Genomic DNA, 18,714 nt, shown 5'->3' with positions numbered 1-18,714 from the left:
CAAGATTCCAGCGAGAAGGCCCAGCTGTATTCGTGACCGATGGACCGGCCGACAGTGTCGGTGCCCCGCACTACAGTTTCCTGCCATGAACCCCGCGACCGCCGTCATCGCCGAGATCGTACGTGCGATCACACCATTCGACGCGCTCGAGCGGCAGCATATCGCCGAGACGCTGGCCTGGCTCGAATCGACCGATGACGTATTCCGTCGGGTCAAACCCGATACGCCCCCGCGTCATCTGGTCTCCTATGTCGTCCTGGTAGACCCGGAGGGCCACGCCGTCTTCCTCGGACGCCACCTCCTCGCGGACCTGTGGTTGCCGACCGGCGGCCACATCGCCCCGGGCGAACACCCGCTCGACGCCGCGGGCCGCGAGGCCGCCGAAGAACTGGGCATCCCCGCCGAATTCACGGTCACCGGAACCGAACCGCTGTTCCTCACCATGACCACCACCGTCGGAACCCACAGCGGACACCAGGACGTCAGCCTCTGGTATCTCATCCGAGGCGACCGCTCCCGCGAGTATGCCCTGGATCCCAGAGAATTCAGCGAGGGCCGCTGGTGGGACATCGACACCTTCGCCATCCCCGACCCCGACCCGCACTTCCCGCGATTCCTCGCGAAACTCGAATCAGCACTGCACGCTTCGCCAACTCAGCGACGTGCGGGTGACGTGCCGTGATCGCTGTGGCGTACTGCCGAGGGTCACTCCGAGCAGTCCACAGTGGTCGTGATAACCACGGACCGGCGGCGCGGCGATCAAGAGACGGGCTTCGGCGCCGGGCACTTGCTTATTTCGAGGAGTGGACCACGATCGTCATCGCCGGTCCTGGCCAGCGATGTGCAGAGCGAATCCGCCGGTGCCGGGAGATTCTCGACCCGGTACCAGCTCCGAACCGTCCTGGTATGTCAGGCCGGTGTAGTCGCCGCCGGACTCCGGGCGGTACGGGATCGGTTCGGCGGTGAAGGCGGTCGCGAGTCGTTGCCGGTAATGTTCGGCGATCTCGGTGTAGCGCTCGTCGTCCAGGTGGACGGCACTGTGCTCGACGAACGGCGGCAGCACATCGAACCCGGTGAAGGACAGCACGCCGTGGTTGATCGGGAACAGCAGGTCGTCGATGGGACCATTGACTCCCCGCTCGGTGTAGTGCCCAATCCTGCCGCCCGCGGTGGTGGCGACCATGGCACGTTTACCGGCGAACGGACCCGCACCATAACGCGCCACCCTCGCGCCGTACGCGAAGTCGTAGGTGAACACTCGGTCGATCCACCCCTTGAGGATCGCGGGCATGGTGAACCACCACAGCGGGAACTGCAGGATGACCAGGTCGGCGTCGAGCAACTTTTGTTGTTCGACGCGGATGTCCTCACTAAGCCGACCGGATCGGTAGGCCTCGCCGGAGGCATGCATGAAATCCGGACCGGTGATGTCGTCGAAGTCGGTGTAGTCGGCCGCTGCCTGCCATTTCATGGTGTACAGGTCGGTGACCACGACTTCGTGGCCGTCCGCGCGCAGGACGTTGACGGCGAGGTCCTTCAGGGAGCCGGTCAACGAGTTCGGGTCAGGGTGTGCGTAGACGATCAGTACGTTCATGCCAGCGATCCTGCGCCCGATATCAGGCATCGACCAGAGACTGCTTGTCCACCGGACGGGGGTTCCTGGGACTGGCAGGACCACCATCGTCACGACCGGCCCGAGCGGCCCATGCGCATACTGGGATGCATGGATGATCTCGGCGACCTCGGCACGTTCCTACAGTTGCGTCGAGCGAACGTGCCGCCGGAATCGGTCGGCGTCACCATCGGTGGCCGCCGGCGGGTGGCCGGTTTGCGACGCGAGGAGCTGGCGCAGCTGGCCGGCGTGAGCGTCGACTACTACACCCGGCTCGAGCAGGGCCGAGCGACACAACCGTCGGAGCAGGTGTTGGATGCACTGTCGCGGGCGCTGCAACTCGACGACGTGGCCCGCGCGCACCTGCACAACCTCGCCAAACAGCGCAACCGTCGGCCGCGGCCGACCAGCTATCCGGCCACGATTCGGCCGCGACTGCGGCAAATCCTCGACACGATGTCGGAATATCCAGCGATGATCCTCAACCACCGCATCGACGTGCTGGCGTACAACCGGCTGGCCGGTCTGCTGTACTGGGATCTGGACCAGGTGCCGGTCGACGACCGCAATCTGGCCAGGATGATCTTTCTCGACGCCGACCGCTTCGACCTGTACGCCGATCGATCGTCGTGCACCGCCGCCACAGTGGCCCACCTGCGCCACGCTGCCGGTGAGTTTCCCGATGACCCGGAGCTGGCCGCGCTCATCGGTGAGCTGTCCATCGGCAGCCGCCGGTTCAGCGAACTGTGGGCCGCCGCCGATGTCAGCGTCCGCGGTCACGGATCGCAACGCTTTCGGCATCCGATGATCGGTGTGATCACGTTGCATCAGGAGCGCTTCATGCTGCCGGACGGTTCCGGCCAGGAGCTGATCACATTGGCTCCCGAATCGGACAGCATCGATGAGGACAATCTTCGATTGCTCGCCAACCTGGGCGTCGACGACATCGGCGCACCGCAGTCGCGGCCCTGAGCCGATCGGGCTCGATCCCACCGCCCGGATTTCGGACGTGGCGTATCCGGCTCCCCTCATCGGCCCACCCGGCGCAGGCCGGTGTACTCGAGGCAGGCGAACACCGCCACAACGGTTGCTCCGATCAGCATGAACGCGACACCGAGCCTGGTCAGGTCGATCAGACCCGAGAACGTCAGCGCCACCATGCCCACCGCGGACAGCGCGTTGACGGTCACGACAGCGGTGGCCTGTCGCGGCGAAATATCCGGATAGCCCGCGATCAACAGCAGCGCGAGCGCGCCACCGAGCATCGCGATGCCGAATGGGATCGACCACGTCGTCGGCAGCCCGAGCGGATCACGCAACGCGACTGCTCCGGCGAGCATGACCACCCCGAACCCACCTGTACTCCAGCCGTCCACCCGCAGTGCGGAGCGCAGATAGTCGGCGCCTGCCCGTGTTCCGGAAAGGGCGGGCGGGACGGCGAGGCTTGGCGTGCTCATGTCTATCTCCTGTGATCGTTTCCCTGCGAGCCGGTCGGCTCCTGGAACCACCATGCGGCCCCGAGGTGAAGGTCTCAATAACCTCGGAGGTCATGGCTACGCCGATACGCCGGTGATTAGGCTGGTCACGTGGTTGGCACGCGGACGGCAGAAAATCTGATGGAGACCCCTTCGCGGGTCGGTGGCCTGTTGCGGGACTGGCGACAGCGGCGCAGACTCAGCCAGCTCGATCTGGCGCTGGCAGCCGACACCTCGTCCCGGCATCTGTCCTATGTGGAGACCGGCAGGTCCAAGCCGAGCCGGGCGATGGTGCTGCGGTTGTGCGAAGCCCTGGATGTGCCGCTGCGGGAACGCAACATCCTGTTGCTCGCCGCCGACTACGCACCCGCCTACCGGGAGAGCAGCCTCGACGACGCCGGGCTCGCCTCGGTGCGCTCGGCGCTGGACACGATGCTCGCCGCGCACGAGCCGTACCCGGCGGTGGTGGTGGATCGGCTGTGGAATGTGGTCACCGGCAACGCGGCCATGGGCGTCATGATGCACGGCATTCCGGAAGAGTTGCTACTACCGCAGCCCAATGTCTATCGCCTGGTCCTGCATCCGGACGGGCTGTCGGCGCGGCTGGCCAACCTGACCCAGGTCCGCGAGCTGTTCCTGGATCGGCTGGCCCGGCAGGCGAGTGCGAGCGGCGACCCACAGTTGCGCGCGCTCTACGACGAGGTCGCCGCCTACCCGTGGCTGCCGGACCCACCGAGTGAACCGAACGATGATGTGGTGCAACCGAGTCCGTTCGAGGTGCCACTGCGCATCCGGACGCCGTTCGGCGAGATGCGCATGTTCAGCACCATGGCCACCTTCGGCGCACCCGCCGATGTCACGCTCTCGGAGCTCGCTATCGAATTGTTCTATCCCCTCGACGAATTCACCGCCGCGGCCCTGCGTGGGCTCGCAGCGGCGACGTCGCCCTCCGAATCCGGTTCAGAACGGCCGGAATCCGGCCCCCACGCCACCGGTGGCGTTCACGGCCTCCAGAATCTGATCGATCGGCGCGAAGAAAGCCGGTGAGTGCAAGGGGTTGCCCGCGCCGACGCACGGCACGTTGAAGCCGATGCCGCCGAGGCCGGTCAGTCGGCCCTGGTTCATGCCGACCAGTCGATCGCCGACGGTCACCGGACCACCGGAATCGCCAGGCTTCGAGCAGGATTGATTGATGGTGGAGCCTTCCAGCCCGCCCCACACCACACCACAGTCGGATCCGCTGGTGCGCCCGCTGGTGCAGACGGTGGCGCCTGGTCCGGGCGCCGCACCGAGCCCGGCAATAGTGGTCGGCCCAACAGTGCGCACCGGGGTGACCAAGGCCGGATCGAATTGCAAGACCGCGAAGTCCAGCCCCTCACCATTGTCCGAGTAGGCCACTACGCCGATCACACCGGCATCCAGCGTCTTCTCGGCGGCCAGGCGCGCGCCTGCCGAAGCGCAGTGACCGGCGGTCAGGCCGACCAACCGATTCGCGCTGTCATAACCGATGGAGGTCAGCGAGCACGCCGAATTGTTGTCGAACACCAGGCCGGAGCCGCCGCCGAGCACCGCGTTTCCGGCTGCCTGCGCGGTGCCCGCACCGACGAGACCGACGCCCGCGACGACAACCGCAACGGCCGCCATCCACTTGAACTTCACGCTCAGTACTCTCCTTCTCGAAACCCACAGGCCGACATCGGAATCGGCCACACGACAGCCCACCCTGCACGTGCTGGAGTACCGCCCCGACAGTTCTGCGGCCATCGCTGGCAGGGCGAGCACCGATGACCAGTTTGTCCTCTAGCTACCTCAACATCACGGGGCCGGACCCGATCCGCAGCAGGGTGTACGCCGCACCACATCGTCGGGCCGCGGCGGCCCTGCCACAGTGAACCCTAGTCGGATCGAAATGTCGTCCCCTACCGAACTTTTCATGAGAGAGAAGACACCCGATGCGCGACCAGGACCCGGCCACCGACACCCGAGGTCATGCGTTGCGCGCATGCCCCCTGGCCGGGCGGTCGGACCGGTGCTCACGCGTCGAGCATCTGCGCGCCGAGCTCCTGATCAAGGCGGGAATCAGCTGTCGACAACGCCGCGTCCAAGTGCATGGCAACCACACCGATGTGCGGCTCGGCCATCATCTGCAGGTGGTCACCCGGCACCGCCACCTGGGTGAAGCGGCGTCCTGCGTACCGCTTCCAGCCGTTGTCCGCGCTGTCGAACATGCTGCCGACTGTCCGATGTGCCACATCGACGCCGGGCGGCAGTCCCTCGCTGGCCCGCAACAGTGTGAAGTCGCGGTCGTAGGGCTCGAGCTTGTATCCCAGCAGCGCGGTGTAATTGGCGTGGAACACGTCGTAAAGCCTGCGAATGGCCTGCGGGGAGCTGTCGGCGGGCAGAATCCCCGATCTGATCGTCTCAGCGAGCACCGCGTCGAACAGTTCGTCGGTGCCGTGCACGTCGGGCTCGAAATCGACCAGTGCGACCTGGTTTCCGCGCGCGTACCAGAGCAGTTCGAGGAAGAACCAGCGGATCAGCTGCTCCTGCGCGACCGGCGCACGCCTGTCTTGCTGCCGCAATGCGAGCGTGTCGAGCAGCGTCACACTGGCGACCTCGTGTTCGGGCAGCCGCCGCGCCATCTCCAGCGCGACATTGCCGCCGAAGGACCAACCCGCAAGGTGATAAGGACCTTCCGGATGGACCCGGCGGATGGCCTCCAGATAGGACTGCGCCATCGCCGGGATGGACGTCTCGGGTGTGCTGCCCGAGTCGGCACCTGCCGCCTGCAATCCGTACACCGGACGGTCCGGGCCGAGGTAGCGGGCAAGTGCCAAGTAGCACAGCACATTTCCGCCGATAGGGTGCACAAGGAACAGCGGCGTCTTGGCACCGCCACTGATCGGCACCACCGGGTCGAAGGTGCGGTGGGTGTTCCCGGCCCGGATGAGTGCGGCCAGCTCGCCCGCGGTCGGTGCGCCGATGAACGTATCGAGGGGCACCTCCACGCCCCAGCGCCGCGACAATCCCATCACCACACGCATGGCCCCGATAGAGGTGCCGCCGGAGGCGAAGAAGTCGTCATCGAGCCCGATCGAGCGCAGCCCGGCGTACTCGGCGAGCAGCTCCACGGCCGACCGCTCGTATTGGTCGGCCGGTTCTCGCTGGGCGGCAGCCGAATCGGGGGCATTCTCGACGATCGCGCGCAGGGCGTTGTCGTCGCGCTTGCCGCTCGGCGTACGGGGCAGTTCGTCGAGCCAGATGAACCGCGACGGCACCATGTGGGCGGGCAGCACCGCGCGCAGATCGTGGCGCAGTGCGGCCATATCGGTCTGGTCGGCCGCACCGACCAGGAAGGCGATCAGCGCACCGTCGATACCGCCGAAACCGCGGGCGACCACGGCCGCCTCGGTAATGGCGGGAAATTCCTCGAATCCGAGAATGCACAGCTCGACCTCGGCGGGTTCGACCCGGAAGCCGCGGATCTTCACCTGACTGTCGCTGCGGCCCAGATACACGATGTCTCCGGAGGACAGCCGCACGCCGAGATCGCCGGTCCGGTACAGGATCGCGCCGCCGTGAGTAGCCACGAACCGCTGCGCGGTCAGGCCCGGCCTACCGTGGTAGCCGCTGGCGATCGAACGACCGCCCAGATAGATTTCGCCGATCACCCCGTCGGGCACCGATCGCAGCGCACCGTCGAGCAGTTCCGCGGTATCGCCGTCGACCGCTCGGCCGATCGCGGGCAGCGCGGGGAAATCATCGGCAGGCCCGAGCAGCGCGTACTTGGTGGCCACGTGGGATTCGGTGGGGCCGTATTGGTTTTCCAGCAGCAGGCCGGGCACCACCTTGCACAGGGCGCGGATCTCGTCGGTGATGCGCAGTTGCTCACCGGAGGACACGAGGGCCTTCAGGCTGGTCGGGAACGCGCGCTTAGCGACGACGGCCTCCGCGAACGCCTGCAGCGCGACATAGGGCAGAAACAGCCGCTCGATGCCCTCCTCGACAACAAGATTCAGCAGTTCCTCGACATTCGACCGCAGATCCACCGAGCTCACCCGCAGCGCCGAGCCCGCGGCGAGGGTGGTGAAGATTTCCTGGAACGAGACATCGAAGCTCAACGGCGCCAATTGCAGGGTGCTGGCCAGACCCATCCCCGACGGTGTGCGGTTCTGCCATTCCACCAACGTGGTCAGGCCGCGGTGCGGCATGGCGACGCCCTTGGGCTCCCCGGTGGAGCCGGAGGTGAACAGCACATAGGCCACCGCGTCCGGCGACACGTAATCCGGTACCACCCGTGCCACACCGGTGACGTCGCCGGTGTCGAACAGCGCGGCAGTATCGAGCACCAGGGCGGTGTCGTCGACGATGCAGGCGTATTCCGCGTCGGCGATGACGCGATGCGGGCGGGCCCGGTCGATCATCAGGTTCAGCCGGGCCCCCGGATAGCTGACATCGAGCGGCACGCAAGTCGCCCCGATCCTGGTGAGGGCGAGCACGAGCACCACGAGCTCCGGGCGTCGGGCCATCATGATGCCGATCCGGTTGCCGGGCGCTATCCCGAAACCGCTGAGCCGCTGCACGAGTCGATCGCAGTGCTCGATCAGCTCGGCATAGGTCACCGTGTGGTCGTCGCCGATCAGCGCGATCGCGTCGGGGTTGAGGGCGGCGGCATCGGCGACGAGGGTGCCGACATCGCGGGCGGTGGCCGGACCGGAGCCCCGATCGATCGCCGAATCCGGTTCACCGACAATGCCTGCCAGCATCCGCAGCTGGGTCAGCGCGACGGTCTCGCACTGGTCCTTGGTCAGGGTGTGATCGCCGTTGACCCGCACCCACATGCGGCCGTCGCGCGGATCGGTCGCCACCGTAACCAGTAGCTGGAAGTTGGTCTCCTCGCGAACATCGAAGTCGCGCAACCGGACGCCGTCGATGCCTGCGATCGGCGCGAACACGTGGTAGTTGACGAAGTTGAACGCCGTCTCGAAGGCGGGCCCGCCGTCGGCCAGGATGGACCGCAGCGGGTAGCGCCGGTGCGGATAGGCCTCCCGCTCCCGGCGCGCGACCTGCTCGACCGCCTCCCACCAGGTGCCCGCGCACGCGTCCAGCCGTATCGGCAGCGTGTTGAGGAACAGTCCCGCAATGCGTTCGGCCCCGGCCCGATCCGGACGGCCGTGACTGACGACGCCCGTGGTGACATCGGAACGGCCGGTGACCGTGCGCAGCGCAAGGCAGTGCGCGGCCAAATAGACCGCTTTTTCCGGCACCTGGTTCCGGATGGCGAACGCGGTCACCCGTTCGGCGAGCCGGCGCGGCACCAACGCCTGCGCCTGCGGTGGTGCCGTGACGGCGGCCTGGTGGACGCCCAGCGCCGTCAATGCGGTCGGCTCCGCGTCTGACAAAGCGGTGCGCCAGTACTCGCGCGCCGAATCATCGTGAATGGCAGCCTGTTCGGCCTGTGCGTACTCGGCGAGAACGGTCGAAGAGTGCGGGCGGTCGTCGAGGGCGGACTCGACGAGCCCGAGGCGATGCAGATAGTCCAGCAGTAGTTCGAGCACCGAGGTCGCAACGCTCCAGCCGTCGAGGATCGCGTGGTGGAAGCTGAGTACCAGGTCGACAGTCTGCCTGGTGTCCGCGCCCGGCCGGAGGAAAACGCGCACGGCATGCAGTGGGGCACGGGCGATGTCGTACTGCGCGTGCCCGCGCTCCTGCAAGTAGGACTCGACCCGCTCGTAGGCGAGCGTGGAGTCGATGCCGGTGAGATCGACAATCTCCAGCTCGTAGTCGATGGCGGTGTGCACCACCTGCAGCGGGATCGAATACCTGCTCAGGTCGAACGAGGACCGCAGCGCGGGCTGCCGCGACACCAGCCGATCGAAGGCGACCCGGAATTCCGCCGCGTCCCAGGGCAGCTCGAACCGGTAGCGGAACACGTCCTTGTAGCTGACCGAATCGGCGCGCTCGATACTGTGGAAGAGCATACCGAGTTGTAATGCGGTGGCGGGGAATGCGTCCTCGGCCTGATACAGCGCGGCCCGGTCGATCAGCGGCACCGTCTCGAAGGCCGCGGCGATCCGAATCCGCGTGCCTTCCTGGCCGTCGGCGACGATCCCGGCCAGCTCGGCGATGGTCGGATTCTCGTAGAACCCGTCGACATCGAAGTACAGGCCGGCCCGCTCGGCGGCGGTGCGCACCGACAGCGCGAGGATGGAGTCACCGCCGTGAGTGAAGAAGTTGTCGTGCACGCCGATCGAGTCGACGCCGAGCACAGAGCGCCAGACCTGCACCAGCTCGGCCTCGACGGCGGTGCGCGGCTCGGCGCGGTGTCCGATGCCCGTGAGCTCGGCGGCGGACTCCTCGAGCAGCGCGCGTCGATCCAGTTTTCCGTTGCGGGTCAGGGGAATCCGATCCACCCGCACCAGGCGCGCCGGAATCATGTAACGCGGCAGTCGAGCGGCGAGCAGATCGGCGATCTCGTCGCTGGTGATCTCGTCGCCGACGAAGTATCCGACGAGCTGCACACCGTTGGTGTCGGACCGCTCGTCGACGACGGCGACCGCCCGCACCCCGGTGCAGCCGAGGATCGCGTTCTCGACCTCGCCGAGGGTCACCCGGTTGCCGCGGACCTTCACCTGATCGTCGTAGCGGCCCAGGTATTCGAGGGTGCCGTCGGGCAGCCAGCGGGCCAGGTCGCCGGTGCGATAACGGCGGCGGCCCGGCACCGTGCGGTCGTCGACGAAGGCCGCCGCGGTGAGTTCGGGGCGGCCCCGATAGCCGCGGGCCACACCGACGCCCGCGATATTCAGTTCGCCGGGCACCCCGACGGGCAGTCGTCGGCCCGCCTCGTCGAGCACCAGCAGATCGATATTGTCGATCGGGCGGCCGATGGGCACCACGGCGAGCGAATCATCGTCCGGGCAGTCGAAATACGAGACGTCGACGGTGGCCTCGGTCGGGCCGTACAAATTCACCAGTTGCGGCGGGGTCGTCCGCGCCGCCGCGTATAGCGCGTGAAAGCGGCGCAGCAGGGCGGGCGCCAGCGCCTCACCGCTGCAGAAGACCCGGCGCAGCGTCGCGAGGCGCGGCAGGATCGTGCGATCGGCCTCCAGTTCGTCGACGAAGGCGGCCAGCATGGACGGCACGAAGTGGATGACCGTCACCGAGTTCGTCTCGATGGCATCGACGATGCGGCGCGGGTCCCGTTCGCCGCCCGCCGCCAGCAGCGCGACGCGCGCGCCTGCGATGGCCCACCAGAACAACTCCCACACCGACACATCGAAGGTCACCGGAGTCTTCTGCAGGATGACGTCGCCTGCGGCCAACGGGTAATGACGCTGCATCCAGGTCAGCCGATTGACCACCGAGCGATGTTCGATCATCACGCCCTTCGGCTCGCCGGTGGAGCCCGAGGTGTAGATGAGGTAGCTCAGATCGGCCGGATGCGAGATGTTTTCGACGGCCTGACGTGCGGGCAACGTGTTCGCCACCGATACCCGGGCGACACCGAGCCCGGCGTACACCGGGGCGTGCTCGGGGCCGGCGACCACGAACCTGGCGCCGCAGTCGGCGAGCACCGTTTCGATGCGCGCCGCCGGATAGTCCGGATCGAGCGGAACATAGGCGCAGCCCGCACGCAGAATGCCGAGCACCGCGATCAGCAGGTCCGTCGATCGTGGCAACACCACCGGGATGCACTCGTTGCCCGCGGCGCCCAGCTCGCGCAGCCTGGTGGCGAAACCATCCACGCGACGGGATAATTCGGCGTAGGTGAGCGGCTTGTCGCCGGAATCCGCGGCAGGCACCAGCGCAACGCGGTTCGGGTTGCCGACGGCCTGTTCGGTGAACAACCGGTCGAGGGTGGTGTACGGGAAATCGGTGCGCGGACCCGTTTCGAAGGCGGCTATTGCCGCGGCCTCCTGCACCGACAGCATCGGCAGCGCGCCCACCGGCATCTCCGGATGGTCCAGTGCCGCGGTGATCATTTCCCCCACACTGCGCAGCGCGGATTCGACCGGGAAGGTCTCGGTGAAAACGTCCGTGTCGTAGAACAACTGGAGATTGATCGATCCGTCTCTGCCGTCCTCGGCGACGACGATGGTGAGCGCGTCCGACACCGTGCCGGGATTGAGAACCGTCCACTTCGAGATGAGGTCGTGGACGTAATCCGCGTCGGGCAGCTTGGTGAAGGAGTACTGGACGTCATATAGCGGTGGCGCCGACGGATCACTGTTCAACGCACGCGCCAGATCGCCGTAGGGAAACCGCTGATGCTTCTTCAGACCACGGATCTGCTGGGTGACCTCCGCCGCAACCTGCGCCAACGGCACGTTCCGGTCTACGCGTACCGGCAGCGGGACGACATTCGCGCGATGGCCCTGGGTACGGAAGGTCTCGGCCGAGTGCCGGTTGAGCATCGGGCAGCCGATGACCACCTGGTCGGTGCGGTGGATCGCCGTCAGATAGGCCGCCACCGCAGCGGTCGTATAGGCGAAGACGGTGAAGCCGGTCGCCCGGATGCGGTCGAGGAAGTCGCCGGGAATCATCGTGCTGTAGTGCCCGCGCACGACTTTCGGCCGCTCCGACCGGCCGGTGAAGAGGGCGGGTTCGATCCCGTCCAGCGCGGTGAGCAGCGCGTCGCGATCCTTTATGTACTGCTCGGACTCGCGGTAGGCCCGGTCGTCCTCGGCGATCGCCCGATACGTGGTCACCGAGCGATCGGTGTGCTCGGTGGGCGACTCCGGCTTCGCCAGCTCCGCCAGCGGCACGCCATCGGACTTGGTGTAGCTGTCGTTGAGCAGCGCGATCAGCGGATTCAGCCCGTAGCCATCGGCCAGCGCGTGATGCACCGAGATGAACATCCAGAACCGGTCCGGCCGGTCCACCACCGCGGCGAGCCGCGCGGGCCGACCGGGCAGCTCCGGGTCGGCGACCGCGCGCCACAGCCACTCCTGTGCCGCGGCAACCGGATTCGGCGCACCGGTAAGATCGAACACCTCGACCTCGGGAATGTCGTCGCACACCCACTGGCGGAACTCGCCATCCTCGAAGGAGAACCGCAGCCGCAGCGCGTCGTCACTCATCAGCGCGCGCTCCCAGCACGCCTGCAGCCTGGCGATCTCCAGCGGTTCATCCATGCGGAAGCTGTAGGTCTGCTGCGCGACCGGATCCGGTGCCAGCCGGAAGGCCAAGCCGAGTACATCGCGCTGATACGCGCTGACCGGCCAGGCCTCGTCGGGTCTCTCGGGGGTTGCGCTGGTTTCCGACGTCACAGTCTCTCCTATCGCGACAGTCGCGGCACCGGCCGTGCGCAGATCTGCCTAGGCTGTTGCCACAGTTATCCAGTTTTCGGATACCGATAAGCACCGGCATCGACTTCGATGCCGGGCGTCTCGATTGTTTTCGGGGCGAACGCCGCCGGTCAGAGAACGGCCAGCAGCGCGCGTACGCTTTCGTCGGCGAGACGCTCGGCCCGCTCGCGGGATACCGCGGGCTCGACATAGCCCACGTTGAAGGACAATTCGCCGTGCGTGGCGTTGGCGGTGGCCATGATGAACCCGCTCACCGACATGCCCGAGACGAATTGGGCGCCCGACAGCTGCCAGGATCCGATCTTGTCCGGAAAGGGATAGTTGCCGAGGTAGGTCATGCACAGATGGCCGGGACCGCGGGTGTCCATCAACTTCACCGTGGCGGCGCTGGCGGCCACCGATTTCGGTGCCGCGACCTTCAGGAGATTCAGCGCCGCAAGGTGATCGCGGCGCCGCATCCGCGTGCCGTACGCACGCTCGATCTCGGTGGCGATCTGCCAGAGCGAAGACCACGGCGCGTACTCGGCCGGCGTCGCGATCATGCCCTGATAGGTGCCGACCTCGGTGTCGGCGACGACGCCGTCGAGGTGCGCGCGGAAGTTCACCGAACTGCCTACGGTGTACCAGGCTTCCTTCGTGGTGCCTGCTTCGCGGGCCGCGGCGACCAGCAGCGCCGCCGACAATGCGGCCTGCAGGCCGACGCCGTTGCGCGCGCAGCCTGCGCTCAGCGCGTCGAGCTGGTCGCCGTTGAGGCCGCGATGCACGACGCGGCTGCGTCGTCGCGCAGGCGGTGCCAGTTCGGTCGGCTCCAGCCGCCGCGGGCGGCGCAGCTGCGATTTCTGGTCGCGCAGTAGCGATCCGATGGTCCGCCCGATGCCGCTGCCACCCTGGAATCGGGCCGGGAACAGGTCTTCCGGGCCGGGCCGGATCGGGGCGGGAGCCAGCTCAGCGCCCTCACCCGAGGCAACCTGGAGCACCTGCTTGGCCACCGACATCGCGCTCTCGCCGTCGGCGATCGCGTAGTGCAGGGTGACGATCAAGTCGCTGATCTGGCCGTCCGGCGTGCTGATCAGCACGGCGCGCGCGAGCGGTCCCTGGTGCCAATCGAACGGCTCGCGCAACTCGATGTCATCGACCTCGGCCAGCCAGCGTTGCGGCTCGTCGGACTCGACGACCCGCAGCGGGATCGGCCGATTGGCCACGGGCGCGAATCGCGGTGCGGTGCCGTCGGGTTCGGCCGCAGCCGCGACGCGCAGCAGCGGATGTCGGCGCTGTACTTCGTCGAGGCCGGTCCTGACCTGCTCTGCGGTGATGGACCCGTGCACCCGCACCCGGGCCAGGATGTGCAGCGGGGCAAGCTGATCGGCGATCCAATGCCACCGCTCCATCGGGGACAGCCGGCGCGGCAGCCGCGCGGTCGGCCCGTCCAGTGGCGGGAACGACAGCGGCTTCGCCGTCTCACGCAGGAAGAATTCGGTGGGCGCGTGCCGGAAGTAGGCGTCGCGCACCTTGATCAGCCTCGGGTCCGTTGTCTGCTCGATCTTCCCGAGATTCGACGACCCATTGACGAGCATGGCGGTCCTTGCCGCACGCAGCTGTTCATAACGACGTAGTCCCGCAACGGGATCCAGCGAAGTCTTCAAGGTGTGCGCGAGCACCACCGCATCCTCGATGGACGCGTTGGCCCCCTGGCCGAGGCTGGGCAGCATGGGGTGGGCGGCGTCGCCGAGCAGGGTGACTCGGCCCCGCCCCCACTGCTCGAGCACCGGGCGGTCCTGGGCAGGCACCGCGAGGATGCCGGATTCGTCGGTCTGTTCGAGGCAGGCCCGCACCTCAGGAGCCCAATCGGCGTAGAGCCGCAGCAGCTCCTGTTTACCGCCTTGCCAGTCGGCGGCCTCGGCGGCGGGCATGGTCTTGGTGCCCCACCAGTAGACGCGGCCGTGACCGATATGGTGGATGCCGAAACGCATGCCCGCGCCCCAGTAATGGGCCGAGAAGCCGCGCGGCACCGCGGGGTGCTCGAAAGGGATGCAGGCCAGCCAGCACACGAAGTTGCCGGGGCGGGGCTCAGCGCGGCCGTGCAACTGTGCGCGCACGGCGGAGTGGATGCCGTCGGCGCCGATCAGCAGGTCGCCCTCGGCGATGCGGCCGTCGGCGAATTCGACGCGCACGTGCTCGCCGTCGTCGATGAAGCGGGTTGCCTGTGCGCCGACGTGAGTCGGTGTGTCGCCGACCGCGCGCAACAGCACGTCGTGCAGGTCGCTGCGATGCAGAGCAATGCTCGGAGAGCCGAGTCTGGCGTCCTGGCGGTGGACGGGAAGTACACGCAAGGGAGTGCCGTCCGGATAGCAGAACCGGAACGTCTCGACCTTGCCGCCGCGTTCGAGCAGCTGGTCCTCGATGCCGAGGCCGAGCGTGCGCAGCGCGCTGAATCCATTGGCCGACACCGAAAGTCCGAAGCCCTGGGCGCGCAGCTCGGGCGCGGCCTCGTACAGCTCGACCCCGAACCCCGCATGTCGCAATGCGACCGCAGTGGTGAGTCCCCCGATGCCAGCTCCCAGAACGACAACGTTGATCGGACTACTCATCGAACCTGCACTCTCATCGAACACTCAACGACCCAGGGGTGCCTCCTGTTTCGAAGCGGCCGGCGAGCCACATCGCTCGTCGGTCGTCATCCCCCCTCGGGCGGCGCTGTTCGATGACGGATCGTCCTCGGGAAACGCAGTCGGAGCGGGATGCCCTGTGCCAGACCGCCCCGAAGCCTACCCCGATCGCCGTGTTTGAAACGAGATCGAGTGAGATTCACCGCAAGGACTCGGTTCGACAGGCTAATTCCGTTGAGATGCGCAATAATTCACGCTTTCCGAGGGCGCCGCCATTGGTCGAATGCTCGAGACAGTCACAGATATGACGTGTCATTGACCAGGCGCACCGACGATCCCCCGTCAGGATAGAACTCGGCGATCGACAGCGACGCCAGGTCCAAATGCAGGCGATACAGCAGCGAAGGACCGACGCCGAGCGCCAGCTGCAGCAGCGTCTTGATCGGGGTCACATGACTGACCACCACCAGGTTCGCGCCGGGATACAGCGCGACCAGATCACGCCGTGCCGCCTCCACCCGCTCGCGCACCTGATCGAAGCTCTCCCCGCCTGGGGCGGGCACCGAAGGGTCACCCAGCCAGCGCGCGTGCAGCTGTGGATCACGCTGCGCCGCCTCCAGGAACGTCAGGCCCTCCCAGTCGCCGAAGTCGGTCTCGATCAGGCCGTCGAGGACATGCACCGGGACATTCAGCGCGCTCGCCGCGGCCTCGGCGGTCTCGCGGGCCCGGCCGAGCGGGGAGCACACGACGGCCGCAATATTGCCCTTGGCGGCGAGCATCTTGGCGGCGCGCGCGGCCTGCTCGCGACCGAGTTCGGTGAGCGGCGGATTGCCGCGGCCCGAATACCTGCGCTGGATGGAAAGTTCGGTTTGGCCGTGGCGCAGCAGCAGCAGGCGGGTCGGGCGGCCGGTAGCGCCGGTCCAGCCCGGGGCGGGCGTCGTTTGCGCACCGATCGGTGCCGCATCCTCGGAATCCGCCACCGCGCCCTGCGCATTCGCGCCGGTTTCCGGCGTAGCCCGTGCGTCCCTGACCTCGTCGACCCAGCTGGGCAGATCGCGCTCGACGCCGAGGGCAGATCCCTGAGCGGGCGCACCGCCCGATGTGCTGCTGCTCCGATCGCCGCCAGCGGGCGCGTGCCCGGCATCGAGCGCGGTACGCACCTCGCCGACCAGCGAGGCGTCATCCATCGCCCCGTTGGCCAGTCGATCCGCATGCGAATTCTCCGCGCGCGGAATCCAGGTGAAACTCACCCGATCGAATCCCGCGACCAGCCTGCGCGCCCGGTCGGCCAGTGGAATCATGGCCGCGTGCTTGACCTTCCAGCGCCCCGACATCTGCTCGACGACCAGCTTGGAGTCCATCCGCACCGCCACCACACGCGCGCCGAGCTCGGCGGCCGCCGCCAAACCGGCAATGAGGCCACGATATTCGGCGACATTGTTGGTCGCGACACCGATGTACTCACGGCGCTCGGCGAGAACACTCGCATGATCAGCGTCGAAAACGACCGCGCCGTAACCGGCAGGCCCCGGATTGCCACGGGAACCACCGTCGGCTTCGACGATCACCTCGAGCTGGGCCATCATTCCCCTCGTTGAACTCGACCTGCCACGGTCACGGTCCGAGCACGCGCCGAAACGCGGGCTCGAAAACTCACAGGCCCGATTCCTTGGTGCGCACCATCACCGCGCCGCATTCCGGGCAACGCACGATCGCGTCGGGCGCGGCCTTCGCGATGCGCGCGATCTCACCGCGGTCCAGCTCGATCCGGCAGGCCCCACACCGGCGAGCTTGCAGCAGCGCCGCGCCGACACCGTGCTGGGTGCGCTGACGGTCGTAGATGCTCAGCAGATCAGCAGGGAACAACCCGACAAGACCCGACCGATCGCCCTCGCAACGGCCTTGCGCCACATCGAGATCCGCGAGTGCCTCGTCCCGCAGCCGCTGTGCGTCGGCCAGATCCTGCTCGGTCTTGTCCAGGCGCGCACCCGCATGCTCGTGGTCGGCGGCGGACGCCTCGCGGCGCTCCATCACCTCGAGCAGCTCGTCCTCCAGCACCGACCGGCGCCGCTCCAAACTGCCCAGCTCATGCTGGATCTCCGAAAGCTGCTTGGCACCCACCGAACCAGCGGTCAGCATCCCCTGGTCGCGCTCCTCACGCTTGCGAACCGCCTCGACCTCACCCTCCAGCTTGCGGATATCGCGATCGAGATCGTCCAACACGATCTCCACAGCCACCGCGGCATCCTTGTGAGCATTGCGCTCCACCTCCAGCCGCGCCACCTCCTGCTGCTCGGGCAGCACGGTGCGCCGATGCGCAATCCGCGTCAGTTCGGCGTCGACAGCGGCGAGCTGCAGCAGCTTGGCCTGGATCGGGGGTTCGACATTCAACGCGAACAAACTCCTGGACGCTATGGACGGATGGGAGGCACCGCGCGCCGGTACGACGGCGAACACCAGTGCTCAACCGTACCTCGGACGGCTGGTGGATCAGGTCCGAGGCCACGTCAGCGGGTGTTGAGGTGGGGTGCAGGGGCCATATCCCGGGGACGGGGTCATGAAACCAGGCCGACAAGACGCCACCACGCAATGGCTGTCCACCCCCGCCGGGCACCAGGGCCGCAGCCAGCCTTCAGACGACACCGAGTCCGAGACGCCGGAGCCCGGTGGCCCGCCCGGACAACCCGTAGAGCACCGATCCAGCGGGCACCCGGCCACCCCGCGTGCCACACCGACCATCAGTTCCGCCGCACCGGCGCTCCTGCCCGGATACCTCCCGCGCGAGCAGGACATGGCGGCGGCAAACCGCGACCAGCCCCGCGATCATGTCCCGTTCGTACCGCGGGAACGGGGTTTGGGGGCTAATGGCCTGGTGAGCGGGCTTTGATGGCGTCTCTGGAGATGAAGACGTCGAATTCACCGGGTGTCCCGATGACGGCGTTGCCGTAGGCGGAGCGGACGAAAGGTTCGGTCCACCAGCGGCCTTTCCGCATATCGGCGAAGAAGTCCTGGTCGTCGCCGTTGACGAAGATCTGGTTCTGGCTGGTTGCGATGCCGTCGAGACGCTGGCCGTACAACCGGGTCACCTTGTATCCGGAGTGGAAGCCGAGCGCATTCACCCACGGCTCCAGCTCGACGATATTGGCCTGCAAGACCCACAGGTCACCCTCGACCTGGTACTTGTCGTGCTTCTCGCCGTGTTCGTCGTCGCCGTACAGCGTGAGCTCCACCTCGAGTCGATGTTCCTGTCCCGCAACGGGACTCACCACCACATGGGCGGCCTTGACCTCGCCGCTCAGGCCCAGATACGTCTGGATCAGCGTCGCCACCCACAGCAGCACCACCGCGACGAGCAAGAGGCACAGGCCCGCCGCGCCCCGGCCGAGCAGAACCCGTAATCCGACCCTGCGCACCATCACCAACGCCGATATCAATAGTGCTAGCGCAACAAGGATCAGCAGCATCAGCCCGATCTGCACGATCCCCAGGTCTACCGGGAAATCCATGCGGTCGTTATACCCGTTTGCGCCCAACCGATTCGCCCGAACAGCCGACACTCCAGAGACACGCCGAATACGCCCGCATTAGGATCGCCGAGGGGGTCTTCAGAGCGTCCAGAGCGAGAGACCGCCTTACCGCACCACGAGGGAGCCTGATGTCCGAGACACTCGCAGGAGAGCCGGACGCCCTCGGCGCGCTGTCCGTGCGGAAGC

11 protein-coding genes are annotated in these 18,714 nt (G+C 67.2%); 3 read left to right on the top strand and 8 right to left on the bottom strand.

Annotated features, from left to right (window positions below; translation table 11 throughout):
• Positions 1-85 precede the first annotated feature (85 nt).
• Positions 86-682 carry an NUDIX hydrolase gene (locus tag OHQ90_RS15550; protein WP_328411173.1) on the top strand — a complete coding sequence of 199 codons (597 nt, stop codon included), beginning with the start codon at positions 86-88 and terminating at the stop codon, positions 680-682.
• Positions 683-817: 135 nt separating this feature from the next.
• Here the strand turns inward: OHQ90_RS15550 and OHQ90_RS15545 are convergent, their stop codons facing one another.
• Entirely contained in the window at positions 818-1,594 is a 777-nt protein-coding gene (locus tag OHQ90_RS15545) for an NAD(P)H-dependent oxidoreductase (RefSeq protein ID WP_328411171.1), read from the bottom strand.
• Positions 1,595-1,723: 129 nt separating this feature from the next.
• Between OHQ90_RS15545 and OHQ90_RS15540 the strand changes: the two genes are divergently transcribed.
• Complete coding sequence (locus tag OHQ90_RS15540) at positions 1,724-2,584, top strand: helix-turn-helix transcriptional regulator (protein WP_328411169.1); 861 nt, start codon at positions 1,724-1,726, stop codon at positions 2,582-2,584.
• Between the two features lie 56 nt (positions 2,585-2,640).
• Here OHQ90_RS15540 and OHQ90_RS15535 read toward each other — a convergent pair whose 3' ends face one another.
• Positions 2,641-3,069 carry a hypothetical protein gene (locus OHQ90_RS15535; RefSeq protein WP_328411167.1) on the bottom strand — a complete coding sequence of 143 codons (429 nt, stop codon included), beginning with the start codon at positions 3,067-3,069 and terminating at the stop codon, positions 2,641-2,643.
• Positions 3,070-3,228: 159 nt separating this feature from the next.
• Here OHQ90_RS15535 and OHQ90_RS15530 point away from each other — a divergent pair, with 159 nt between their 5' ends.
• Positions 3,229-4,134, top strand: a complete 906-nt coding sequence (locus OHQ90_RS15530; RefSeq protein WP_328412856.1) for a helix-turn-helix domain-containing protein — start codon at positions 3,229-3,231, stop codon at positions 4,132-4,134.
• Here OHQ90_RS15530 and OHQ90_RS15525 read toward each other — a convergent pair.
• The 6 genes from OHQ90_RS15525 to OHQ90_RS15500 all read right to left on the bottom strand — a co-directional run bounded on the left by OHQ90_RS15525 (position 4,048) and on the right by OHQ90_RS15500 (position 18,507).
• Positions 4,048-4,746, bottom strand: a complete 699-nt coding sequence (locus OHQ90_RS15525; protein WP_328411165.1) for a trypsin-like serine protease — start codon at positions 4,744-4,746, stop codon at positions 4,048-4,050. The genes OHQ90_RS15530 and OHQ90_RS15525 overlap by 87 nt on opposite strands.
• A gap of 374 nt (positions 4,747-5,120) precedes the next feature.
• Complete coding sequence (locus OHQ90_RS15520; protein WP_328411163.1) at positions 5,121-12,356, bottom strand: non-ribosomal peptide synthetase; 7,236 nt, start codon at positions 12,354-12,356, stop codon at positions 5,121-5,123.
• A gap of 149 nt (positions 12,357-12,505) precedes the next feature.
• A complete protein-coding gene (locus OHQ90_RS15515) occupies positions 12,506-14,983 on the bottom strand; it encodes an FAD-dependent monooxygenase (RefSeq protein WP_328411161.1) in 2,478 nt (825 codons plus the stop codon).
• 314 nt (positions 14,984-15,297) lie between these two features.
• The gene (locus tag OHQ90_RS15510; RefSeq protein ID WP_328412855.1) at positions 15,298-16,584 is read right to left on the bottom strand and encodes a bifunctional RNase H/acid phosphatase; all 1,287 of its coding nucleotides are present in this window, start codon (positions 16,582-16,584) and stop codon (positions 15,298-15,300) included.
• Positions 16,585-16,654: 70 nt separating this feature from the next.
• Positions 16,655-17,392 carry a zinc ribbon domain-containing protein gene (locus OHQ90_RS15505; RefSeq protein ID WP_328411159.1) on the bottom strand — a complete coding sequence of 246 codons (738 nt, stop codon included), beginning with the start codon at positions 17,390-17,392 and terminating at the stop codon, positions 16,655-16,657.
• 470 nt (positions 17,393-17,862) lie between these two features.
• Complete coding sequence (locus tag OHQ90_RS15500; RefSeq protein WP_328411156.1) at positions 17,863-18,507, bottom strand: hypothetical protein; 645 nt, start codon at positions 18,505-18,507, stop codon at positions 17,863-17,865.
• Between the last annotated feature and the right edge of the window lie 207 nt (positions 18,508-18,714).

Origin of the sequence: Nocardia sp. NBC_00403 (genome assembly GCF_036046055.1) — a bacterium.
GTDB lineage: Bacteria > Actinomycetota > Actinomycetes > Mycobacteriales > Mycobacteriaceae > Nocardia.
This window is presented reverse-complemented; position numbering and strand designations above follow the sequence as displayed.